Source organism: Bacteroides sp. MSK.18.37, assembly GCF_019129155.2.
Lineage (GTDB): Bacteria > Bacteroidota > Bacteroidia > Bacteroidales > Bacteroidaceae > Bacteroides > Bacteroides ovatus.
Genome location: NZ_JAHOIB020000001.1, coordinates 3,594,976 through 3,618,175, shown reverse-complemented (window position 1 = coordinate 3,618,175; position 23,200 = coordinate 3,594,976). Strand labels below are relative to the sequence as shown.

Here is a 23,200-nt window from a genome sequence, read left to right as displayed (position 1 = left end):
TGTTTATTAGACGCAAGACATCCAAAAATGCTGCAAATTCGAGAGCCAAAAGTAGTTGGTTTATCTACACTTACGAATTTTTCGGAGTTAAGAATATAAAACGAATGGATAAAAAATCTTACTACAGTATATTTCTAGTATTTTTAAACTTCATTTACCCTCCCCTTATTTTTCCCATCATGAAAAGACTTGTTATCTATAATCTTTTGGCAACATTCCGAATTTCTCTTTAAAACATTTTGCAAAATGGGAAGAAGAAGCAAAGCCTAACCGTTCTGCAGCTTCAGCTATTCGAACACCATTTGCTATTAATTCAGCTGCTTTGTTTAAGCGGAAATTCTTAACATAGTTATTAGGAGGCATACCAAACAAACTTTTCATCTTCCGGTAAAGATTAGAATGACTCATATTCATTTGATCTGCCAATGTTTCAATTGAATAATTTTCATTAACAACCTGCTCCAATAAAATTGCATTGATCTTGTCTATAAATTCTACATCTTTTTGAGAAATGGCAAAATCCGAAAGTGAAGAGGATGAACCAATTGTGATGTCCGTCATCTGTTTATGAAACGCCAATCGCAGTTTTAATAAATTCTCGATCTGTTTATGGAGCTGCTTAATAGAAAACGGTTTCTCTAGATATACATCAGCACCACTTTCAAGTCCTTCCACTTTAGATTCCAATGTCGTTTTTGCAGTCAGCAAAACAACAGGAATATGAGAATAAGCCATATCGGATTTTACATGATTACAAAGTTCAAGTCCATCCATTTCAGGCATCATAATATCACTGACAATAACATCTACACCCTGGTGTGCAAGTATTTCCAGTGCTTCTTTTCCATTACCGGCACGTATCACCTTGAACCAAACACTTAAAGCTTCTCGAGTTAAATTTAACAATTCAATATTATCCTCCACCAATAAAACTGTGAATTTCCTATTACCGAATTCAGAAACAGAAGTCACTTCTTCTCCAACACCTACAACATCCGTTTCAGTCAATCCATCAGATGCATCTTCCGTTTCTACAACTCCCAATGGTAAAGATAACACAAATGAAGCCCCCTCCTCGGAATTATTTTCCAGAAACAAATTCCCATGATGGGCTTCTGCCAAGGATCTTGCAAATGCCAAACCAATTCCGGTACCCTTAGATGATGCCACCGGGTCGTCAGGCAATTGATAAAAAGCTTGAAATATTTTATCGTGTTGGTCCTCCGGGATGCCGGGGCCATCATCAGTAACCGCTATCCTCACCTCGTCATCTACTGATAATACTTTCAATTCCATCCTGGATTTCGCATATTTCATCGCATTTCCCATCAGATTTACGAGAATCTTACTTATCTTCTCCGAATCAATCATCGCATTAATTTCTTCACGAGGCAAGCAAAGATGTAATGTCAGTCCTCTCAACTCCGCAGAACCGCTGAATTGATTAAAAATATCACTTACCAATGCATTAACATTGCATTTCCTCAAATTCAACTGCAAAGCACTACTTTCCAACTTCTGAAAATCAAGTAACTGATTGATGATTCCCAATAGATAATCTACATTCTTTTCTATCACAGAAATATACTTGTTCTCTTTCCCTTTGATTTCCTCTTCTCTCAATTTCTCCAACGGCAAACGAATCAAACTTAGCGGAGTACGTATTTCATGTACAAGATTAATAAAAAAATTGATTTTCGATTTATACATTTCTTTTTCTTTGGTAGTCTGATACTCCTCCATCCGACGTTTATACTTACGCCTGACATACAAATTCCAACGCCAACCAAGAAATACGATGACGGCAAGTAATAACAATGCATATACGACATAAGCAATAGTAGTCCGCCACCAGGGAGGAGTAACCACAATCCATAAAGAAATTGCCTTTTCATTCCAATAATGGTCATTATTCGAACCACGAACCAAAAACTCATACTCCCCCGGAGGAAGATTGGTATAGGAAGCCGTATTATTAGAAGAGTTGTTAATCCATTCCTTATCTACTCCGTTCAAAATATACGCATAACGGTTTCTAAGAGGATCTTCATAGCTAAGTGTCGCAAAACGGATGGTAAGACTGTTATTCTTATAAGGTAATCTTATCTTATCAACTGTATAAAAAGGCTTATCCAGCTGGAGCAGCCGCCTCACTTCCCGCTCATTATTCAAATTAGGAAAACTGATATCCATAACATAAACAGGAGGAAGGTAGGTGTTATCTGCAAATTCTTTCGGTTCAAAAACATTAAAGCCGTTCACTCCTCCAAAATACAACTTCCCCGTCGATGAGGCCAATGAAGATTGCGCCGTGAACTGATTTCCCTGCAAACCGTCATTTATAGTAAAAAGCCGGTTCTCATTCTTATTTATCGGATTAAACTGATATAACCCGGAATTACAGGAAATCCAAAAATTACCTGCCTGATCCTGCTCTATCGAATAAATAACCTTATCCGGCAACCAGACATTTTCCGGATCAAAATCAACAAAAGTTTCTGTTTCTTTGGAAAAAGAGCATAATCCTCCACCATTGGTCCCAAACCACATCGTACCTTTCCTATCTTCAAATAATGTTATCACAGAGTTACTCGTAATAGTAGTCAGGTCCTCCCGGATATGTTCAAAATGCTTCCACTCTTCACCAACTGTATTATAACAGAAAACGCCACGATTTGAGGTCGCAATCCAAAGATTATTGTACATATCCTCATAGATATCAGTTACAGAAGCCATAGCACCGACATTAATCACAGTTATAAAATTATCCGATTGCGGATTATAGCGACATAATCCCCAGCTTGTTCCGATAAAGATTTCTCCTTTACGGTCTTTAAAAAGGCTTAGTACATCATTACTGCAAAGCGTATTCGGGATATTACGGGAATAAGTATAACTTTTAATATTCCCGGTTTTCAGATTCAATACATGCAATCCTTCAGCATAAGTTCCCACCCAAAGATTATCGCCCTCCAACAACAAGCTACGTACATCGTATCTTATATTCGATTTCTTCAAAGAATACTCATAAAAAGAATGAGTTTGTGAATTGAAAAACCACAATCCATTCCGGGTTCCCACCCAAACATTCTTCTCCCGATCTTCACAGAAAGGTCCTATCCCCCTATCTGCTTTTTCCATCCCCGTCAAAGACAGGGAATAAGTAGAAAAACGCTTCGACTGTTTAGACATATAATTTATTCCGCCGGAATTAGTCATTACCCAAAGCGTGCCTTCATTATCCCACATCATCGCGTGTACAGTCGGATCACTCAAAGTCCATAAACCAAACGGAGAGTCTCCCCTACGAAATGTTTTACGCTCACGGTCAAACAAATAAACGCCATTGTCCGTACCAACCAGCATTTCTTTCCCGTTATAGTCCATCAGACAAAGAATAGAACTGAAACTCTCTGCAGATGTATCATATATTTTTAATTCCCGACTTCCTTCCTGATAACACCCTAACGAATTCGTCCCCACGCCACACCAAATCTCATGTTCAATACTATGGAGACAGTTAATCCTTTGATTGCCAATACTCAATTCGGATGAAACCGGATAGTTCTGCAGAAAAGTTCCCTCTTCATCAAAGCAAAGTAACCCCTCCTGCATAGAAGAAACATAGACAAGAGAATCCGTACCCTGGCAAATATCCCAAGCAAAAAAAGTCCGAATACTATTTTGAGTCAAAACATCTTTTGCCGGATCATAAATAAAGATGCCTTGCCCCAAGGTAGCGATCCAGATCAAGCCATTTTTCGTTTTTACAATTTTCTTGACTTCGCAACTAATAAACACTCCATATTTGGTTGTCTTATCAAAATACAAGAAATGATCGTCAGAGCGATCATAAATGTATAGTCCGGAACTTGTTCCTATCCAAAGGTCTTCACCCTCTTCCATCAGAGAACTGACAAAGTTGTTCCCTAAAGAATATTTGTCATTTAAAACATTCCGATAAATCTTATTTCCGCTACCATAATAGCAGTTCAGCCCGTTACTTGTCCCTATCCATAAAAAGCCATAACTATCTTGAATTGCACACCAGGTTGTGTTATGAGACAGTCCGTTCTCTACCTGATATTTCTTAAAGGAAAACTCGGCAGATGCCATTAATGGCTCAATACAAAGAGTAATAAGACTGATAAATGCTATTATTGACTTTTTCATATTATATACTCATGTCGATTCAGTGAGCCAAATATAGCTATTTTAGTAACCTAAGCCAAATCTCAAATTTATTTTCACTTGGAGAATAGATAAAAGCAACACAGATAACGTCTGTTTATATCATCGACGTTATCTGTGTGCCAAACAATACATTTTACCTCATTGTCTTCAGACGATTAATCATGCAATCCCTTTTTTCTCAAATAATCCAGCATGAATCCCGGACGATCAGTCTGGAGAATCCGTGCCCCTAGCTCTTCAATCAGATATCCATAGTTTCCATCCGGATCTTTTAAAGCCTGATCGTCTTCATGCCCTCCCGCAAGAGAAGCCCACAACGTATTGTACCAAATCCGACTCTTTCCCAGAATAATCGATTTCACTTTTCGAGGCAAAGGACTGGAAGAATCCGAATAAACCAATTCGAAGGCAGCAGGATGCAGCTGTGTCATATAGTCCCTGACCTTCTTTTCGCCATCCTTTCCGTCAAGTCCTATCACCGGTATGTAAATCACTTTATCCAGATAATCTCCAAACTCACTTTTGACAGTTTCCACCGGCTGGCCTCCTTTCATTATCACCAAACTGGCAGTTCCGGTTTTCTCGAGCACAGCGTATACCTCGTCAAACACAGAATACGCCTTATCCAAGTTAAACATAATCTGACCTTTGCCTGCCAGCAATGCCTCTTCCAATGTTGGAACAATATGTTCTGTCAGATTTCCATCCTTATCTTTCAGTTTCAACTTCTTGATTTCTGCCAATGTATAATCCTTAATCAATCCTTTACCATTGGTTGTCCGGTCTACACGGTCATCGTGCATCAATATTAATTGTCCGTCTTTAGTCTTGTGAATATCAATCTCCACAATATCCACTCCCATTTGTATGGCACTATCAATTGCCGCTACGGAATTTTCCGGTGCACTCCGCCAGTTCCCCCGGTGTGCCACGACTAACACCTGATCGGACTTCGGATCTAAAAATGCCTTACGGATCGTTTCTCCCCGTTGTGCAAACAATATAAGAGGTTGCAAACAACAGAATATCCCTAACCATATCAGTTTGTAGTTTTTCATTGTCATTCGTTTAAATAAATTGTATCATTATTCTTGATAAGCTCCCGGCCACATCGCATTTTTATCACGCGGATTCCCCAACTGGTCAGTGGAAAAAGCATCCATCTCTTCCAACCATTTTCCAAACTCCTCACCTAAATTCTGGAAAGGACAACTATCCGGTTTAAAGCCGGTTGTGATCGCATTCTTAACAGCGTCGGAAGCAGTCCGGGTAAACTCATTCACATTCCCGTCCCAAGTATAGACAGAACGATTGGCATCCCATACGACATTTAAAGAGCTAATCGTACTGTTATACTTATCAAACTCTGATGTTGTAAACTTGTTGGTTGATGCAGGCATGATCGTACCGCCCATCAGATTATACCCTTTGGATGTCAAATGGCGAGTATCATCACCGGACATTTCAACAACCGGATTAGCTGCATTTTTATTCAGGATGATATTATTCATCAAGAATGATTGCCGGGCCGGCCAGGATTCACAACGAATAACAGCCCCGCTATTTTGAGCACCATCCTCGATAATGGTAGAGTTTACAATCAACATACTCCCCGCGCCGTTAATGGTTCCATCTCTACCACTATTATTGGTAACAGTTGTATTATTCATACATAAATGACCGTTTGACATTTGAATAGCATAACCGAACTGTCCGCCTTCATTGCCTGTAATGGAGCAATTATTCATAAAAAGAATACTCCCACTGTCATTGACGCGAATTGCGCCTCCACGCGAAGATGCCTTGTTGTTTCTCAACTGCACATGATTTAGTTTGGCTGTCCCCTTATACATGAATATACCGGAACCACCAGCCTCACCTGAACCATTTACTCCCGCATTATAGCACTTTTCAATGATACAATGATTCAACTGTAATGTTGCATTGCCACTGCTACCATTCGCAATCAGGAATCCACCGCTATAGCCATTTATTTTCTCATTGGGATGATAACCGCAAGAGAACGTACAACCTTCAAATGTAATATCTATCTGGTTTCCTAATGTAAACAAGGAATAATCACCCGCATCCGCAATGCCGTTATTATTTGCATCTCCTGTGAAAGTAGTCAGATACCGGACAGGATCACGCTTGCTTAAATCCTTCCGGGTACTTTGAGGATCATATCCACACACAACCTTTATTTCGACTTGTTTGCTATATCCGCTATACTCTATTTTCAGACCGGCTTCCTGATCTGCTATCAAATAGGTACCGCCTGCCACATAGATATTCTTACCATCCAATTTCTTAGCATTCGCAGTCGTGATCGCACTGTTAGTGTTAGTTCTCAATAGATTGCGTAACCCGTCTACTCCCATTGCATTATCCCAATCCATACCGGTAGCATTCCCTGTAGCATGCTCTTTCACATAATAAGCGTCCAATTGCAATTCCGTTGCATCTCCCCCATTGATTGTACCAGTCTCCCATGGAGTGACAATCGGTTCACTCAATCTAATGACCGAACCTTCTACTTTCAAAGTAAATTCATAACAAAATCCGGCCTTTATTGCAGGAATGCCCGGCAATACCAGATCTTCCCCTTTGTAATTTAAAGAAACGAAAGTACTATTAGGATTTGCAGCTCCCGGAGCTACGATCGCCGTATATTTACATCCGCTTTGTCCGGCTTTCCCTCCTTCAGGAATGGTGACATACGGTGAAACAAGTGCAGTTCCCGATGAAACATTTCCGTCCGTATATCCCTGATAGGAACCGATTTTAACTCCTAGAGCTTTACTTTGTGAGTCTATATCGTCCAATGTCATGATAACTTTCGCCATTCTCCGGTTCATATTCAGATGAAGGACACCTGATCCCTCATTTATAGTATCTTCTACTGTGCAAGTCATGTAGTCTGCGCTCGCCAGATTTTCCAAACTCTGCTGATTAATAGGAAGAGAGAAGTTGGCTACGCTTGTTCCTTCAGTCACCGGATAAAAGGCAGAATAAGTAACAGGTTCATTTCCCCACCTAAGATAATAGTTATCCGTAGGAGCCCATTGCCCTCCAGACAACATATAAGTCACACTACCATCTTCGCAACTCAACAGAATCTGGTCTCCATTATTAAATTGCATTTGCTGTTCATTTGTTCCTGTAGGATTACTACGGGTATATGCAGCATCAATAACAGCATTGATCTTGATTGCACCGGAGTCTTCATTGAACACGGCTATCTCTTTATCCGTATCACAAGCTGCCATACCCGTTAATATACATGCAGCCAATATATGTTTAGTAATTTTCATAACTCATCTCCTCCTTTTTATTTCTGATAGATAATCTGACCGGTTGCCCGATATTTCATTTGCATGGTAGCCAACCGTGCCGTTTCATTTACATTCAGTGTCAGCGTATGCTCTACTCCCTTTTGCAACTCAATGGGCTCTTCGGCAGTCCATATATACAATTTTCCGTCATAACTGAAATTGACAGAAAAGCCTTCTATTATTGTTTGCGGGAGAAGAATACATTCATACCCATCCGTACCCTTATAAGGGGCGATAGTTGTAGCTACAGCATCTTCCCGTGGAATGACTACCGGTTCCGGCACTGACAAATCACAAATACCACCCGCTATTGTACCATTTACAGCCATATCGCCCAGTTTACTGATCGCCGCATCTTCCATACCATTATTTACCGTCACTTTTATAATCAGCTTGCTCATGGCATGATCCAAAGTAACTTTCAATCTACCATCTGCGGTGAGATCCTGTTTCGGATCAACCATTGATTTAGTCAACAGGAAATCAGAAGCAATCACATTTTCTTCAGTAGTTTGGTTGCTTTGTATGTTGATAGCTAACGGAGTGTCTAAACTAGCTTCCGAAATGTAAGGAGCATACGCCACTACTGTTACCGGAGTTCTTGCATTATCCCAAAGCATTTGTTGCCCGTCCGCCGTATTCCAGTCATTATTAGATTTTACCATTTGCGAATTATAATCATAAGCAATGTTTTCACTGTTATGAATGATCAGTCCAAAACTCTCCAGATTACTTGCATCATATCCGGCACGCGACACAGGAGCCTTCACTTCTGTTACAACACGGATTATATGATCTTCGGGAAAGTTGCCGGTCGGCTGCGTCCCGTCTTCAATGTTTGAACAGCCTGTCAGACTAATGACCAAAGCGGTCATTATATAAAATTTGTTTTTCATATCACAATTACTTTTTAAAGATTCAGTTGGACAATACAGCATCATAAGCTCCCATTTGCATCTTATCAGGATTGCGTGTCACGCCACGCTGATCCAATCCGAAAGCATCTTCACCCATCCATTCCACGAATACCTCACCTAAATTAACCATAGGAGAAGCAGCAGGATTGAAACTTTTCACAGCATTGATTACAGCTTGTTTGGTAGCATAACCACCCACCTGTCCGATCTGGTCAATATTCCACTTATAAACACCCTCTTCCGTCAGGTTGCCATTCACAAGGGTAGGATAAGCAGTATCAGAAACGCCCATTGTGAAATTATTAACTCGCTGATACAAGTTATATCCCATGGAGTAAGCTTCTTTATTCGCTCCGTTCAAAATGAAGCTTGGAGCGGTAGAATTCTCGGAAATCAACAGGTTATTAATAAACTTAGTATCACCATCAATAGAGGTTTCACATCGAAAGGCGCCATACTCCTGATCAATATCATGCCCTACAATCGTACTATTAGCGAGCATGAAACTACCTCCCCCGTTTAAAGCAGCACCTTTTCCCGGATTTCCGACAATGGTTGTGTTATTCATACAAATATGTCCCGATGATATCTGAATACCGACCCCAAAAAGTTCTCTTACTGAATTGCCAGTTATCAGGCAATTATTCATAAACACAACAGCCTTATTGCTGTTACACCGTATTGCTCCGCCACGGCTATCCGCCGCATTATCCAGGAACTTCACATTGTTCAGTTTTGAGCTCCCGGAAGCAATAAGAATAGCTGTACCTCCCGCTACTCCTCCTTGCCCGTTGACAGCTTCCGTTTTACAATCCCTGATAATACAATCCGTTAATTCGACAGAGGTGCTATTGACGTTACCATTGATATAAATTCCGCTACCACACTCGTTAGACTTGGCATCATTATTAGAAAGGTACCCATATTGAAAAGTAACTCCTTCAATCCCAATAATCCCTCCTTTCACCAACAATAGTCCGCAATCACCGGAATCAGCCTGATTATTACCGTTTACATCTCCGCTGATCACTGTCTTATACGTATCAATACGACGATTAGTCAGATCTGTCCCTTCGCTCAACAAACTATATCCTCCTTTGATCGCTTTAATGTCTTTGCGGATAATCACCCCGAGTCCTCCGGTCTCGGACATCACATATTTTCCCTGGCTCATGTAAATAGTACTCTTGGACAGATCGATAGATCCACTCAATAATTTGCGAAAACCAGCTACATCCATTGCCTGATCCCATGAAGTACCATCCATGTCCCCTTCACCGAATTGAGTTACAAAATAACTTTCCAGTCCTTTTTGCAAGACAACTTCTTCATCCAGATCATCATCATAATCAGTAATCATCGGAGGATCAACCATCTCATAATCTTCCTGACACGCCTGGCTCACTAAAATAGTGAAGGCCAAAAGCCCAATCTTTGATATTGTGAGCAACTTATTTTTCATTTTTCTTCATTTTAAACTTGTACACTAAATTGAAATAATTACAGTTCACCGCTTAACGGGCAATATCCGGATAACCGGGATTCTGTTTCAGATATTCATTCTGCTCCAATTGGGTCTGTGAAAACGGGAACAATTCATAATGAGTATCTGCATCCCGTTTCTTGTCCCACCATGCATCCTGAAATCTTCCGAAGCGGATCAAATCCGTACGACGACGGCTCTCCGCAAGAAATTCCCGCCCCCATTCATCAAGCATTTCTTTTAGATCAAGTACCACGTTACCTTCCGGCTGATAAGCGATATCTGCAGTAAAGTTTTCATAGTTGCGTTTACGCACGCTGTTCAACAGCTTGCCGGCCTCGCCTGCCTGTCCGAGACGAAGAAGGCATTCCGCCTGCGAATAAATAATCTCCGCCAAACGGATTTCCGTATAATCCGACTCTATAAAATATCCTCCATCAAACGGATAGAAAGGATACTTCACACAGTAAAGCCCCGAGTTGAAATCTCCGTTTCCCAGTTTAGACTCCTGATAATTCGGGTTGGCAATATAACCGGATTCTGCGTTACCTTCAAAACGTCCCACTTGATCAAGTAGGTAAAGGACATATTGATTATCCGGATTCTTGGCATATCCCCCACTAATACTGGAATTAGCTATTTTCCCTTCCATGAAGAACATACCTTCCCGTGTATTATTACTCGTATTTACATATTGTTTATAACGTTTATCGCCTGCATATTTGGCGAATTTCTGCGTAACCATGCCCAATTCATAATCAAACAATGCACGTGGTTGCTGGTTATTATAACTTGGCGAAAGTGCATATTTGGGATTTCGGCTGCCATTTCCTTCAATTTTCAGGTATTTCTCACAACCATAAGGAAGGGCCCGTCCGTAAACAGTTCTCTTGTCATTTTGCAGATGCCAGCTAGTCAGTCCATAAGAACCGGGAAAACCGAGAATTACTTCATTACACATTTCATTATTCCAGTCAAAAGGTTCGTACCAGTTATTAGCGATTGCATAATAACCGAATTCTCCTCCGGTGATACGCTCACACATATCGATACATTCCTGCCATTTGGGCTGTCCAATCCACTTTTCCGCATTCAAATAAAGACGTACCAGCAATGCAGCAGCTCCCGCCTTGGTAAATTGTCCTTGTTGACCGCCATTACCAGATTGTCCGATTTTGGAAGGTAAAGCTACCAGACAGACATCTCTCAACTCACTTTCGATAAAATCAAACATAACCTGTGGAGATACCTGCTTCCGGTTTTCCGGCTGTTCATTGACCGCTTGGTCAGAAGTCGTAGTTAAGATACAATTACGGTAACTATTAAGCAGGCGAAGATAACAGTAAGCTCTCATACAACGTAGTTGCGCTTTAAAACTATCAAACTCACTGTCACTTAAATTAAATTTAGAAGGATTCAATTGAGACAAATCATCCAACACCAGATTGCATTGACCGATACCGCCATACATGCCTTCCCACTCGTTTGTCCAGTCTTCCTGATTAATGTCATCGTATTGATGATAATGATATTTTTCCCATTTACCGCCATCATACCACCAAGTTCCCCGAGTAGGCGTTATCAACTGATCCCCTGTCAGTTCTTCGTGTTCATGACGTCTGACAATGGATTCATAGATATGCTCAAACGGACGAAAAACGGCGTTGATAACATCCTGTTTGGTATTATAATAGTTTTGAGACATGACCTGATCATACACCGTTTCCGACAGATCTGTACAGGATGGCAAACTAATGACTGTACCTGCCATTATCCCTAATCCAATGATATATTTTGTTATTTTCATAATCGTCTTTTATTAGAAACTTACTTGTAATCCTAAAATAAACTGAAAAGCAGACGGATAATAGTTATATCCTCCTCCGAAAGTACCCGGTGTCAGTCCGTTCACTTCGTAGGTAGAAGGATCTACACCGGTAAACTTCGTAAACGTATAAAGATTGTTGGCCGTACCGAACAAACGTATCTTTTCAATATATTTCCTATTCAGGTTCATGGTATATCCTAAAGTGACGTTGTCTATCTTCAGATAATCACCCGGTTCAATGAAGTAGTCGGTAATCACATTCTTACCTGTCGTGATATGTGCATTCTTCGAATAAGCGGTCGTCAACTGGTTGGTAGTCATGCTCTGCAATCCGAAATAGAAATCATGCACGTTGAATATGTCAAACCCGGCAGCACCACGGAGGGCAACAGACAAATCAAAGTTCTTATAAGTGAAGTTATGCGTCATAGAGCCGGTGAATTTCGGCAAACCGTTTCCGGTCACAGACTTATCCTCTTCCGTACCTTGGGCTACAGGAATCACATTCCCCTTTTTATCATAAATCAGCCAGTCACCTTTTTTATCCACTCCTGCATAACGATATGTAAAGTAGTTACCAATACGTTCCCCCTCTTCAATCCGCTGCAAATATCCCGGATTATTCGGATTCGCCATGCTACAGGTAGAGTAATATTTTTGTCCTTTATATATATCGTTGGAAAAACTGACAAACTTATTGTTATTAGTAGCCCCCACTAATGTGAAACTATAAGTGAAATCCTTTGTCCGGACAGCATTTACTGTAACATCAAGTTCGAAACCGGTATTACGCAATGTACCTACATTGGTATAGATGGTGGAGAACAAGTTAGGTGGTACCGGTACAGAATAATCTCCGAGCAAATCACTTTGTTTACGATGGAAATAGTTAAATGAACCGGTCACTTTGTGTGAGAAGAGTGAGAAGTCCAAACCCACATTCTGATTATGTCCCTTCTCCCAGCGCAATTCCGAGTTCGTATTTTTGCTCGGTCCCCATACATGAAAACGGTTACCATTGTATTGATACCAACCGAAAGCCCGGTAAGTAGCCAGAGAATTATAATTTCCTATTTCCTGATTACCTGTCACCCCATAATCATAACGTACTTTCAAGTCATCAATCCATGAAAGTCCTTTCATAAACTTCTCATCCGAGATACGCCAACCGACAGATACAGCCGGAAAATTGCCCCATTTATGATTCTCGCCAAAGCGGGAAGACCCTTCGTGGCGTAAAGAGAAAGTAAACAGGTAGCGCTCTTTCCAATCATAATTAACACGTCCGAAGAAGCTGATTAACTTATGGTCATTCTTATAGGAGCCCATCATTGTTTTTCCATCTTTTGCCGCTTCCAGCCCGGAACCCAGATTATTATACGTCAATCCATCCGAAGAGAAATTCCAGTTTTCAGCAGACATTCCGGAATTTACACCATAATTATAGCTATACCCCACCATTGCACGGATCTGATGATTCTTGATACGTGTAGAGAAATTTGTTACCCATTCCAGATTGTTAGTCGTACTTTTGTCGAAGTCACGGCTGGCTTTTCCGGTGACACCATCATTTACGTTAGAACCATAAGTAGACGGTGTAAACCATCCGTTAAATTTATCAACTTGATATTGAGAAATAGTGACCTGCGACTTCAATACCATGTCCGGATTCTTCGGATTAAACAGAGGCAGCAGATTAACGGCAGCCGTAGCATTCCATTCCAGCAACTTAATTTCCGTACCATTCTCTTCTTCATTCAATTGCTCTACGATATTAGAACCTTCCGTTCCACTGGGAAAACGATAGTACCCATTAGCCGATTCCGAATCATAAATAGGCATTGTCGGATTGTTTTTAATAGCATTGCTATATACATTGGCTGATTTGTTCCGGTCGATAACACGAGGAGTTATATTAGCAGAAAACGTGAATAGCCCGTCTTTGGTTGTATGGTTAATATTGGCACGTGCTCCATATTCACGACGGTCGGAACGCAAATCAATACCACGGGCATTACGATAGTCGGCGGTCACCCGATAGTTGGTTCTCGCATTACCGCCGGAAAATGTCAATGTATGCATGTGAGTCACCCCCAATTGAGTAACGGCATCAAACCAGTCTGAATCAGCTCCCATATCGGAAAGCGGATTAGACACTGTGCGATAAGCACGGTATTCTTCCGCATTCATTATGTCGAGTTCTTTTTTAGCTTTATTAAAAGTAACGGAAGTACTATAGGTTGTATGAACCTGTCCATCTTTGGTCCCTTTCTTTAGATTAATCAGGATAACCCCGTTACTACCCCGCGTACCATAGATCGCAGAAGCAGCACCGTCTTTCAATACATCAATCGATTCAATATCGGCAGGGTTAATATTCGTCATATCACCTCCCGGCACTCCGTCTACCACAATTAACGGTCCTAAACCTGCATTACGGGAAGAGACACCACGAATCTGAATACTTCCTTGATTGTTCGGATCGGCCAGAGCTGTGTTAGAAACCGAAACGCTGGAAACTTTCCCCTGCAAAAGCATGGAGGCATCGAGGCTGGATATCTGATTCAGATCTTTCGCACCTATATGCGAAATAGCCGAAGTCATTTCTTTCCGTTTCATCGTACCGTAACCCACCACTACCACTTCATTCAAAGCGGTCGATTCTTCTTTCAATACGATCTTCAATAACTGGCCGTTTTTAACAGCCACTTCTTGTGTTTCATAACCGATATAAGACACTTTCAGGTGTCCATTCTTAGGTACGTTCACCAGAAATTTACCGTCTATATCTGTAATAGTACCCTGCTTCGATTCTACGACTACTACGGAAGCGCCAATAACTGGTTCGCCCTTTTCGTCCGTCACCGTACCTGACACCTTACTTTCCTGCTGAACTTCCAAAGAAGCTCCCTTTACCTGTATACCGGAAAACAGTATCAGCAGCATACCTAACAGACAGGTACACGTTTTGAAATGAATATTCTTCATAAATAAATGATTTTATGTTAGATGATAAAGTTAACGCAATCCTCTTGCTTGTAAAGCGGAGATTAATACTTCCGGTGCATCTGTCTGTATCATACGTACTTCAGGATAAATCTGAAGAAGCTCATCCAGATAAGTCGTATTTATATCATATTCAGGTATCAATCCGGATAATACATGAAGCATATTGACTGTAGGAATCATTCCCTCACTGACGGCAGTTCCTATAGGAGTACTTTGCCCGTCGGGAGCATAAGAATATTGCACGAAGTAATTGCCCGGAAGCCCAACCAGAGGTTTGTAAGCGCTTTGTGCCCATGTGTACACGTGTGCCTTTTTAGAAATAGACAACACTTCTTCTGCTTTCTGGCTACTGTTACAATAGAAAAAGACTTGTTCCATCATATCCAGTTCCTTGACAACATTCATCACTTCTTGGGTAGAGGCTGTACGTGGAGAATAATCCAGATTGAAATATATTTTTCCACGCCCTGCTTTCAGAAACTCTTCCAATGTGGGCATCTTCTCATCGGTCACCCTTCCATTCCGGTCCAACAGATTATATTGCTGAATTTCAGCATAAGTCATTTTCGTAATATCCCCTGTGCCGTTAGTCGTAGCATTGATTGTCTGGTCATGGCACACCATAACTACTCCATCGCTTGTGAGATGAGTGTCACATTCAATCACATCCGCTCCTGCATTGATGGCAGCTTCTACAGCAGATACCGAATTTTCGGGAATAGTCTTGTCTGTTGTATGAGAGCGATGCGTCATAGCCCATACCATTTTGTTATCTGCATCCCTGAATTGCTTCATGGCTTCTGTCAGCGCCAATAGGTCGTAAATACGGATCCTTTTCTGTACTACGCGCTCACCCGCTGTCACTAACATCGTGTAGTCACCACTTTGTGTATAAGCATGAGTGATAGGCGTAGCAGCTTTCCCTTCCTTGACCGTTCCGTCACCAAAGTCGACAGTAATGTCAGTATTACTATCGATATTGTTAAACACCACTTCCACTACCTCTTTCAGCATAGCACGGGTGCTCGTTTGCAGATAAGGATTCTTTTTTACGGGATCATCATCTGAACATGCCATAAAACTAATTCCGCATAAAACAATTAAACTGTATGCATATTTTATAGCCAGTAATTTTAAAATTCTTCTCTTTATAAGAAGAAAGGACAATAGATTTTCATTTCTCATTGCGCGTTTTACATTAGTTGATTTATTTAATAGATTACGTTGCAAACATAAGTAATACGCACTAAAAAAAAGGAAAAAAAACATTCAATAAAAGATGAGAATTTTTCTTTTCGTGAAAAAGAAGACCATTTGAATAAGAAAAGAAAGAAACGGGCTCTTTTTGAATAAAACGGGCGTATTGCAAAAAGTACGCCCCCTATTTTCATTTGCGTTCAGGAGTGCCTGACGGTTTGCGAAGCGGGAATCCTTCTTTCTGCGGAATTCCTAAAACAGGGATTCCTTCCTTATCCCACTCTATTTTCTGCATACGCGGCGTCCGGCTATCCAAAACAAGCATATCATACAAACTCTTGCGGGCGTGATAAAGCATATACCATTCCTTACCGTCAGGTGAAGGAATAAAACAGATACTACCGGGTCCATATACATGATTTTCCGGTGCTTGCTTAAACACAGGCTCCGGTGCCTTTTTCCAAGAAGCCGGATTCAGCAGATCGCTGTCAGTATCGGCAGTCAGCAGTCCTACACAGTAGTAAGGAGTCCAATTACCACTTGCCGAATAATAAATCAATAACTTATCTTTCTTCAAAGAATAGAAGAATTGCGGTGCTTCATTGACACGAATCGGATAGGCAGTTTTATTACCATCTATACTGATCCACTGACATTCCCATTCATATTCTGGTTCGGAAATCAAAATACGGTCAGAAGCCAGTGTCCATGGGTTCTCCATTTCGGCAATATAAATACATTGATTTTCCTGATAAACTCTACGTTTCTGCCATCCACACCAGATTAAATAACGCTTTCCTCCATGTTCAAAAGTACTGGCATGAATTGCCCAATTATTATCTTCATCAGTTGATATTCTTCCCTTCATGACAAATTCCCCTTTCATCGGGTCAGCAGACTCATTCTCAAGCACATAAATCTGACGATTATCAATATTTCCATCATCCGCACAACAATAAATATACCATTTATTATTAATGTAATGTATTTCAGGTCCCCAAAGATGAAATGCGTTTGACGAATTTTGAGGTACCCACACATCTTTCTGGGATGCTTCCGCCAACCGGGTTATATCATCTGTTGCCCATAAAGTGATGCGGTCGCTCATACTTTGGGTATAATAATATATTCCGTTATGGAATACCGCCCATGGGTCTCCTCCTCTTGACAAAAGCGGATTCGTATAAACAGGTACGGAATCGAGGTCTACCCGCTCATGTGTTTTTTTATTCTGACCGGATGAGCAACCCACTAAAAGAATAAGGAGAAAATACAATAAAATTCGCATAGTAATACTTATAATATATATAAATAATAGCCTGTTAAATGACCAATTAAGAAATTCAAGACAGATACAACGAAAATGGGACGGCAATATATAACAAAAGTGTTGAACCTGCAAACAAAGAAAGTGAAAAAACAAATCAAAACAGCCCTTTACAAGCAGCAATATATGAAATAATTATTTTTCCGGCAATTTGGTTGATTCTCGCTATTTATTGGCAAATAATCAACCTTTATTTCATTGATTTTTCATCATTTTTGTGGCATAACTTTAATATTTATAGACATGAATTCCAAAATAGTATTCTTTTTCATGATTATGTGTTGCTGTTCAGTAACCTTATTTGCTCAAACAAATACGGGCAAAAAACAGACAAGTACTAATCCGGTTTTTGACGGTTGGTATGCAGATCCCGAAGGAGTCGTTTTCGGTGATAAATACTGGATTTATCCGACTTATTCAGCTCCTTTCGAACAACAATTGTACATGGATGCCTTTTCTTCCCCAGATTTGGTACACTGGAGAAAACACCCGAAAGTCCTTTCTGTCGAAAATATCAGCTGGTTAAGGAATGCTTTATGGGCACCTGCCGTGATAGAAGCAAATGGGAAATATTATTTCTATTTTGGAGCAAACAACATATATCATGAGAGTGAAGTGGGAGGTATAGGTGTGGCTGTAGCCGATCGTCCGGAAGGTCCTTTCAAGGATGCGCTCGGAAAGCCGCTGATTGGCAAGATCGTGAACGGAGCGCAACCTATTGACCAGTTTGTTTTCAAGGACGATGACGGTCAGTATTATATGTATTACGGCGGTTGGGGACATTGCAATATGGTGAAGATGGGATCTGATCTAATCAGTATCGTACCTTTTGAAGACGGAACAACTTATAAAGAAGTGACTCCGGAAAATTATATAGAAGGACCTTTTATGCTTAAACACAATGGCAAATATTATTTCATGTGGTCAGAAGGCGACTGGACAGGCCCCGATTATTGTGTAGCGTATGCCATTGCGGATTCGCCTTTTGGTCCGTTCAAAAGAGTCGGAAAGATTCTGGAGCAGGACACTAAAATAGCTAATGGTGCCGGACATCATTCCATTATCAAAGGTCCGGGAAAGGATGAATGGTATATTGTCTATCATCGCCGCCCTTTGGGTGAAACCGATGGGAACTACCGCATTACTTGCATTGACCGAATGTATTTTAATAAAAACGGTACTATCAAACCTGTAAAAATGACCTCCGGCGGAATAAAAGCCAGCCCATTGCGCTAACCAGTTATTTATTATAGCGATGAAACTTAAAATAATATCCATGAAAAAGTCCTTATTAGTCTTAGCTTTATTGTTTTTATTGGTATCCTTTGCTCAATCTCCGGCCGATAAATCTTTTCCTCCGGAAGAGTTGTTTGCTCTAGGATCTTACTATTACCCCGAGCAATGGGATTCCTCCCAATGGGAACGTGATTTGAAGAAAATGTCGGAGATGGGGATCAAGTTCACCCATTTTGCGGAGTTTGCCTGGGCCATGATAGAACCGGAAGAAGGAAAGTATGATTTTGAGTGGCTGGATCGTGCCGTCTCTTTAGCAGATAAATATGGTCTGAAGGTAATTATGTGTACTCCTACTCCCACACCTCCCGTCTGGCTGTCAAAAAAGTACCCCGATATATTGATTCAGCGGGATAATGGCATTTCCATTCAGCATGGGAGACGTCAGCATGCTTCCTGGAGTAGCGACCGATACCGTCGTTATGTAGAAAACATTGTTTCCTGTCTGGCAATGCGTTATGGCAATCATCCTGCTGTTATCGGCTGGCAGATTGACAATGAGCCGGGACACTACGGAGTAGTGGATTACAGTGAAAATGCACAAGCCAAATTCCGTGTCTGGTTACAGAAGAAATACGGTACTATTGACAAACTGAATGATACCTGGGGTACCTCTTTCTGGAGTGAAACCTATCAGAACTTCGAGCAGGTTCGCCTTCCCAACCAGCAGGAAGTACCTGAAAAGCCCAATCCTCATGCCATGCTCGACCTGAACCGTTTCATGGCGGACGAATTGGCGGGCTTTGTTAATATGCAGGCAGACATCCTCCGGCGGCATATCCACAAAGACCAATGGATCACTACCAACCTGATTCCTGTTTTCAATCCGGTTGATCCGGTACGGATCGATCATACGGACTTCCTGACCTACACCCGCTATCTGGTGACCGGACATAATCAGGGAATAGGTAGCCAAGGTTTCCGGATGGGGATTCCCGAAGATCTCGGATTTTCAAATGACCAGTTTCGTAACCGCGTCGGCAAAACATTCGGAGTGATGGAACTACAGCCCGGTCAAGTAAACTGGGGAGTGTATAACCCTCAACCCTTACCCGGCGCTGTGCGTATGTGGGTGTATCACGTTTTTGCAGGTGGTGGGAAGTTTGTGTGCAATTACCGTTTCCGTCAACCTCTGAAAGGCAGTGAGCAATACCATTACGGCATGATAATGACCGATGGGGTGACTCTTTCTCCGGGCGGTGAAGAATATGTACGTATTACGCAGGAGATGAAAAAGCTTCGTGCCGCCTACGATAAGAAAAGCCGTATGCCCAAACAGCTGGCTTCCCGACGCATTGGACTGCTTTTCGATATGAACAACTATTGGGAAATGGAGTTCCAGCGTCAGACAGACCAGTGGTGGACGATGCCGCACATACATAAGTATTACAACCTGTTGAAGTCCTTTGCCGCTCCCGTCGATGTGATCTCGGAGAAGGAGGATTTTTCGGGTTATCCTTTCCTGATTGCGCCGGCTTATCAGTTGCTTGATAACAATTTGGTAGAACGTTGGACTGAATACGTGAAGAATGGAGGACATCTGATTCTGACCTACCGTACCGGTCAGAAAGACCGTGACGCCAAATTGTGGGAGGCTCCTTTAGCGGCTCCTATTCATCAACTGGCCGGAATAAACAGCTTGTACTATGACCATCTGCCTCACAGTCTCTACGGAAAAGTAGATTTCGGCAGTGAGGAATACGCCTGGAACAATTGGGCGGACGTACTAACCCCAGCTGCCGGAACAGATGTGTGGGCTGTGTATGCGGACCAGTTTTATAAGGGAGCTGCTTCCGTGATACACCGTAGGCTGGGTAAAGGAACGGTCACCTATATCGGAACGGATACCGATGACGGCAAATTGGAGAAAGAAGTAGTACGTCGTGTATATACGGAAGCCGGCGTACCGACTGAAGATTTACCGTACGGAGTGGTGAAGGAATGGCGTGACGGTTTTTACATCGCCTTGAATTATACGTCGGACATTCAGGAAATAGTCATTCCCGATGAGGCAGAAGTACTGATTGGCAGTGCACGCCTTGAACCTGCGGGAGTAGTGGTGTGGAAAGAAAAATCGGACAACAAGTATAAATAACCCAATAACAAGAAAAATGAAGATAAGAAATCTTATATCTTGCGCCCTTTGCGGGCTTACTCTCTTTGCCTGCTCACCATCCGGGGGAGGGAAAGATAGGGAAATGGACCGTTTCATTACCGACTTAATGGACCGGATGACTCTCCGTGAGAAACTCGGACAATTAAACCTGCCTTCGGGCGGTGATCTCGTGACAGGTTCGGTGATGAACGGTGAACTTAGCGATATGATTCGCAAACAGGAAATAGGCGGCTTCTTCAATGTCAAGGGGATCCAGAAAATTAATGCCCTGCAACACCTTGCGGTAGAAGAAAGCCGGTTGAAAATACCTCTACTTGTAGGTGCAGACGTTATCCACGGTTACGAAACTATTTTTCCAATCCCATTGGCACTATCCTGTAGTTGGGATACGCTGGCCGTCGAACGTATGGCACGCATCTCCGCCATTGAGGCCAGCGCAGACGGTATTAACTGGACATTCAGCCCGATGGTCGATATTTGTCGTGATGCCCGTTGGGGACGTATCGCAGAAGGGAACGGAGAAGATCCTTACCTGGGTTCTTTAATGGCAAAAGCGTATGTGCGTGGTTATCAGGGAAACAATATGCAAGGCAACGATGAAATTCTTGCCTGCGTGAAACATTTCGCACTTTATGGGGCGTCCGAATCGGGACGCGATTACAATACAGTGGATATGAGCCGACTACGTATGTATAACGAATATCTGGCTCCTTATAAAGCTGCCGTTGACGCTGGTGTAGGCAGCATCATGAGCTCGTTTAATATCGTTGACGGTATTCCAGCCACAGCCAACAAATGGTTACTGACCGACCTGCTCCGGAATGAATGGGGCTTCGGAGGACTATTGGTAACAGATTACAATTCGATAGCCGAAATGTCCTCCCATGGTGTCGCCCCTCTGAAGGAAGCCTCCATTCGCGCTTTACAGGCAGGAACGGATATGGATATGGTTTCATGCGGGTTCCTCAATACATTGGAGGAATCCCTGAAAGAAGCGAAGGTAACGGAAGAGCAGATTAATATGGCTTGTCGCCGTGTATTGGAAGCCAAATATAAACTGGGACTGTTCTCCAATCCGTATAAATATTGCGATGCCCTGCGTGCCAAAGAGAAACTTTATACGCCTGAACACCGTTCTGCTGCACGTGCGATTGCAGCTGAAACATTTGTTCTGTTGAAGAATGACAACAACCTGCTTCCACTTGAACAAAAAAGCAGGATTGCCCTGATCGGTCCAATGGCAGACGCACGTAATAATATGTGCGGTATGTGGAGCATGACATGTACGCCGTCTCGTCACAGAACATTGTTGGAAGGAATTCGCGCGGCAGCGGGTGACAAGGCTGAAATTCTATATGCGAAAGGCAGCAACATATATTATGATGCGGAAACAGAAAAAGCAGCTACGGGCATTCGCCCGCTGGAACGTGGAGACAACCGGGAACTGTTGGACGAGGCTTTACGCGTGGCTTCCCGTTCAGACATCATTGTTGCCGCTTTGGGTGAATGTGCGGAAATGAGCGGTGAATCGGCTTCACGCACCAGTCTTGAGATACCCGATGCACAACAGGATTTATTGAAGGCTTTAGTGAAGACGGGCAAACCTGTCGTACTTCTTCTGTTCACGGGACGTCCTTTAGTCTTAAACTGGGAGGATGCGAATGTTCATTCCATATTGAATGTCTGGTTTGGCGGTAGCGAAACAGGGGACGCGGTTGCCGATGTATTGTTTGGCAAGATCACTCCAAGTGGCAAACTGACAACTACCTTCCCGCGTTCGGTGGGACAGCTGCCGTTATTCTACAATCATTTGAATACGGGTCGTCCTGATCCCGACAGTCGTATGTTCAACCGCTATGCCAGCAATTATCTGGATGAGAGCAATGAACCTCTGTATCCGTTCGGATATGGTTTGAGTTATACGGACTTTGTTTATGGTGAGTTGCAGATTAGCTCGGAAACCTTGCCTAAAAATGGTGAGTTGACTGTGTCTGTCACTGTAACAAACAAGGGGAACTATGATGGTTATGAAACGGTACAACTGTACCTTCGTGATATTTACGCGGAGGTCGCCCGTCCAATGAAAGAGTTGAAAGGTTTTGAACGCATTTTCCTGAAAAGCGGGGAAAGTCGTGATGTTAAGTTTGTTATTACGAAAGATGACTTGAAATTCTATAATTCCGAATTACACTATGTTTACGAACCCGGAGAATTTGATGTTATGGTAGGGCCGAACTCCCGTGATGTACAAACTAAAAGTTTCCAAGCAGAATAAAGTAACACCTGATAAAAGTTGTATTGTAGGGAGTACTTATTATAATCGCACGAGCTTGCACTCATGACATAGTACAAGCCGAAGATATTGTTGCCGACACTATGATTTTGTTATGAGGAAAGTTCTGCAACTCGGAAGAAATCAGCGCGACGTTACCTTTAAATGAAATCAAGGTGTACCTTCTACTTTAATGAACAGATTAAATTATTCACTATTTAAAATAAAA

The 23,200-nt window shown here is 42.0% G+C and carries 12 protein-coding genes; 3 read left to right on the top strand and 9 right to left on the bottom strand.

The genetic code is table 11. From position 1 onward, the window contains the following. Window positions 1-192: 192 nt before the first annotated feature. The 9 genes from KSX81_RS14215 to KSX81_RS14175 form a co-directional block, all read right to left on the bottom strand. A complete protein-coding gene (locus KSX81_RS14215) occupies window positions 193-4,173 on the bottom strand; it encodes a two-component regulator propeller domain-containing protein (protein ID WP_332058575.1) in 3,981 nt (1,326 codons plus the stop codon). Window positions 4,174-4,349: 176 nt separating this feature from the next. Then, window positions 4,350-5,252 carry a glycerophosphodiester phosphodiesterase family protein gene (locus KSX81_RS14210; protein ID WP_004322301.1) on the bottom strand — a complete coding sequence of 301 codons (903 nt, stop codon included), beginning with the start codon at window positions 5,250-5,252 and terminating at the stop codon, window positions 4,350-4,352. 27 nt (window positions 5,253-5,279) lie between these two features. Beyond that, the gene (locus KSX81_RS14205; protein ID WP_217726110.1) at window positions 5,280-7,508 is read right to left on the bottom strand and encodes a fimbrillin family protein; all 2,229 of its coding nucleotides are present in this window, start codon (window positions 7,506-7,508) and stop codon (window positions 5,280-5,282) included. 17 nt (window positions 7,509-7,525) lie between these two features. Next, entirely contained in the window at window positions 7,526-8,425 is a 900-nt protein-coding gene (locus KSX81_RS14200) for a fimbrillin family protein (RefSeq protein WP_217732408.1), read from the bottom strand. Between the two features lie 22 nt (window positions 8,426-8,447). Next, window positions 8,448-9,908, bottom strand: a complete 1,461-nt coding sequence (locus tag KSX81_RS14195) for a right-handed parallel beta-helix repeat-containing protein (RefSeq protein WP_004322305.1) — start codon at window positions 9,906-9,908, stop codon at window positions 8,448-8,450. 52 nt (window positions 9,909-9,960) lie between these two features. Next, window positions 9,961-11,736 carry a RagB/SusD family nutrient uptake outer membrane protein gene (locus KSX81_RS14190; RefSeq protein WP_004322306.1) on the bottom strand — a complete coding sequence of 592 codons (1,776 nt, stop codon included), beginning with the start codon at window positions 11,734-11,736 and terminating at the stop codon, window positions 9,961-9,963. Between the two features lie 12 nt (window positions 11,737-11,748). After that, window positions 11,749-14,745 carry a SusC/RagA family TonB-linked outer membrane protein gene (locus tag KSX81_RS14185; RefSeq protein WP_332058572.1) on the bottom strand — a complete coding sequence of 999 codons (2,997 nt, stop codon included), beginning with the start codon at window positions 14,743-14,745 and terminating at the stop codon, window positions 11,749-11,751. A 30-nt stretch (window positions 14,746-14,775) separates the two neighbouring features. Next, window positions 14,776-15,951 carry a glycerophosphodiester phosphodiesterase family protein gene (locus tag KSX81_RS14180; RefSeq protein WP_008642680.1) on the bottom strand — a complete coding sequence of 392 codons (1,176 nt, stop codon included), beginning with the start codon at window positions 15,949-15,951 and terminating at the stop codon, window positions 14,776-14,778. Window positions 15,952-16,153: 202 nt separating this feature from the next. Continuing rightward, a complete protein-coding gene (locus tag KSX81_RS14175; RefSeq protein ID WP_004316154.1) occupies window positions 16,154-17,251 on the bottom strand; it encodes a family 43 glycosylhydrolase in 1,098 nt (365 codons plus the stop codon). A gap of 282 nt (window positions 17,252-17,533) precedes the next feature. On the opposite strand from KSX81_RS14175, the gene KSX81_RS14170 reads away from it, so the two are divergent. From KSX81_RS14170 to bglX, 3 genes are read left to right on the top strand one after another with little or no spacing between them, the layout of a single operon-like run. Next, the gene (locus tag KSX81_RS14170) at window positions 17,534-18,526 is read left to right on the top strand and encodes a glycoside hydrolase family 43 protein (RefSeq protein ID WP_008642677.1); all 993 of its coding nucleotides are present in this window, start codon (window positions 17,534-17,536) and stop codon (window positions 18,524-18,526) included. 40 nt (window positions 18,527-18,566) lie between these two features. Beyond that, entirely contained in the window at window positions 18,567-20,678 is a 2,112-nt protein-coding gene (locus tag KSX81_RS14165) for a beta-galactosidase (RefSeq protein WP_332058569.1), read from the top strand. Between the two features lie 16 nt (window positions 20,679-20,694). Next, window positions 20,695-22,974 carry a beta-glucosidase BglX gene (bglX, locus tag KSX81_RS14160; RefSeq protein ID WP_254029198.1) on the top strand — a complete coding sequence of 760 codons (2,280 nt, stop codon included), beginning with the start codon at window positions 20,695-20,697 and terminating at the stop codon, window positions 22,972-22,974. Window positions 22,975-23,200 lie beyond the last annotated feature (226 nt).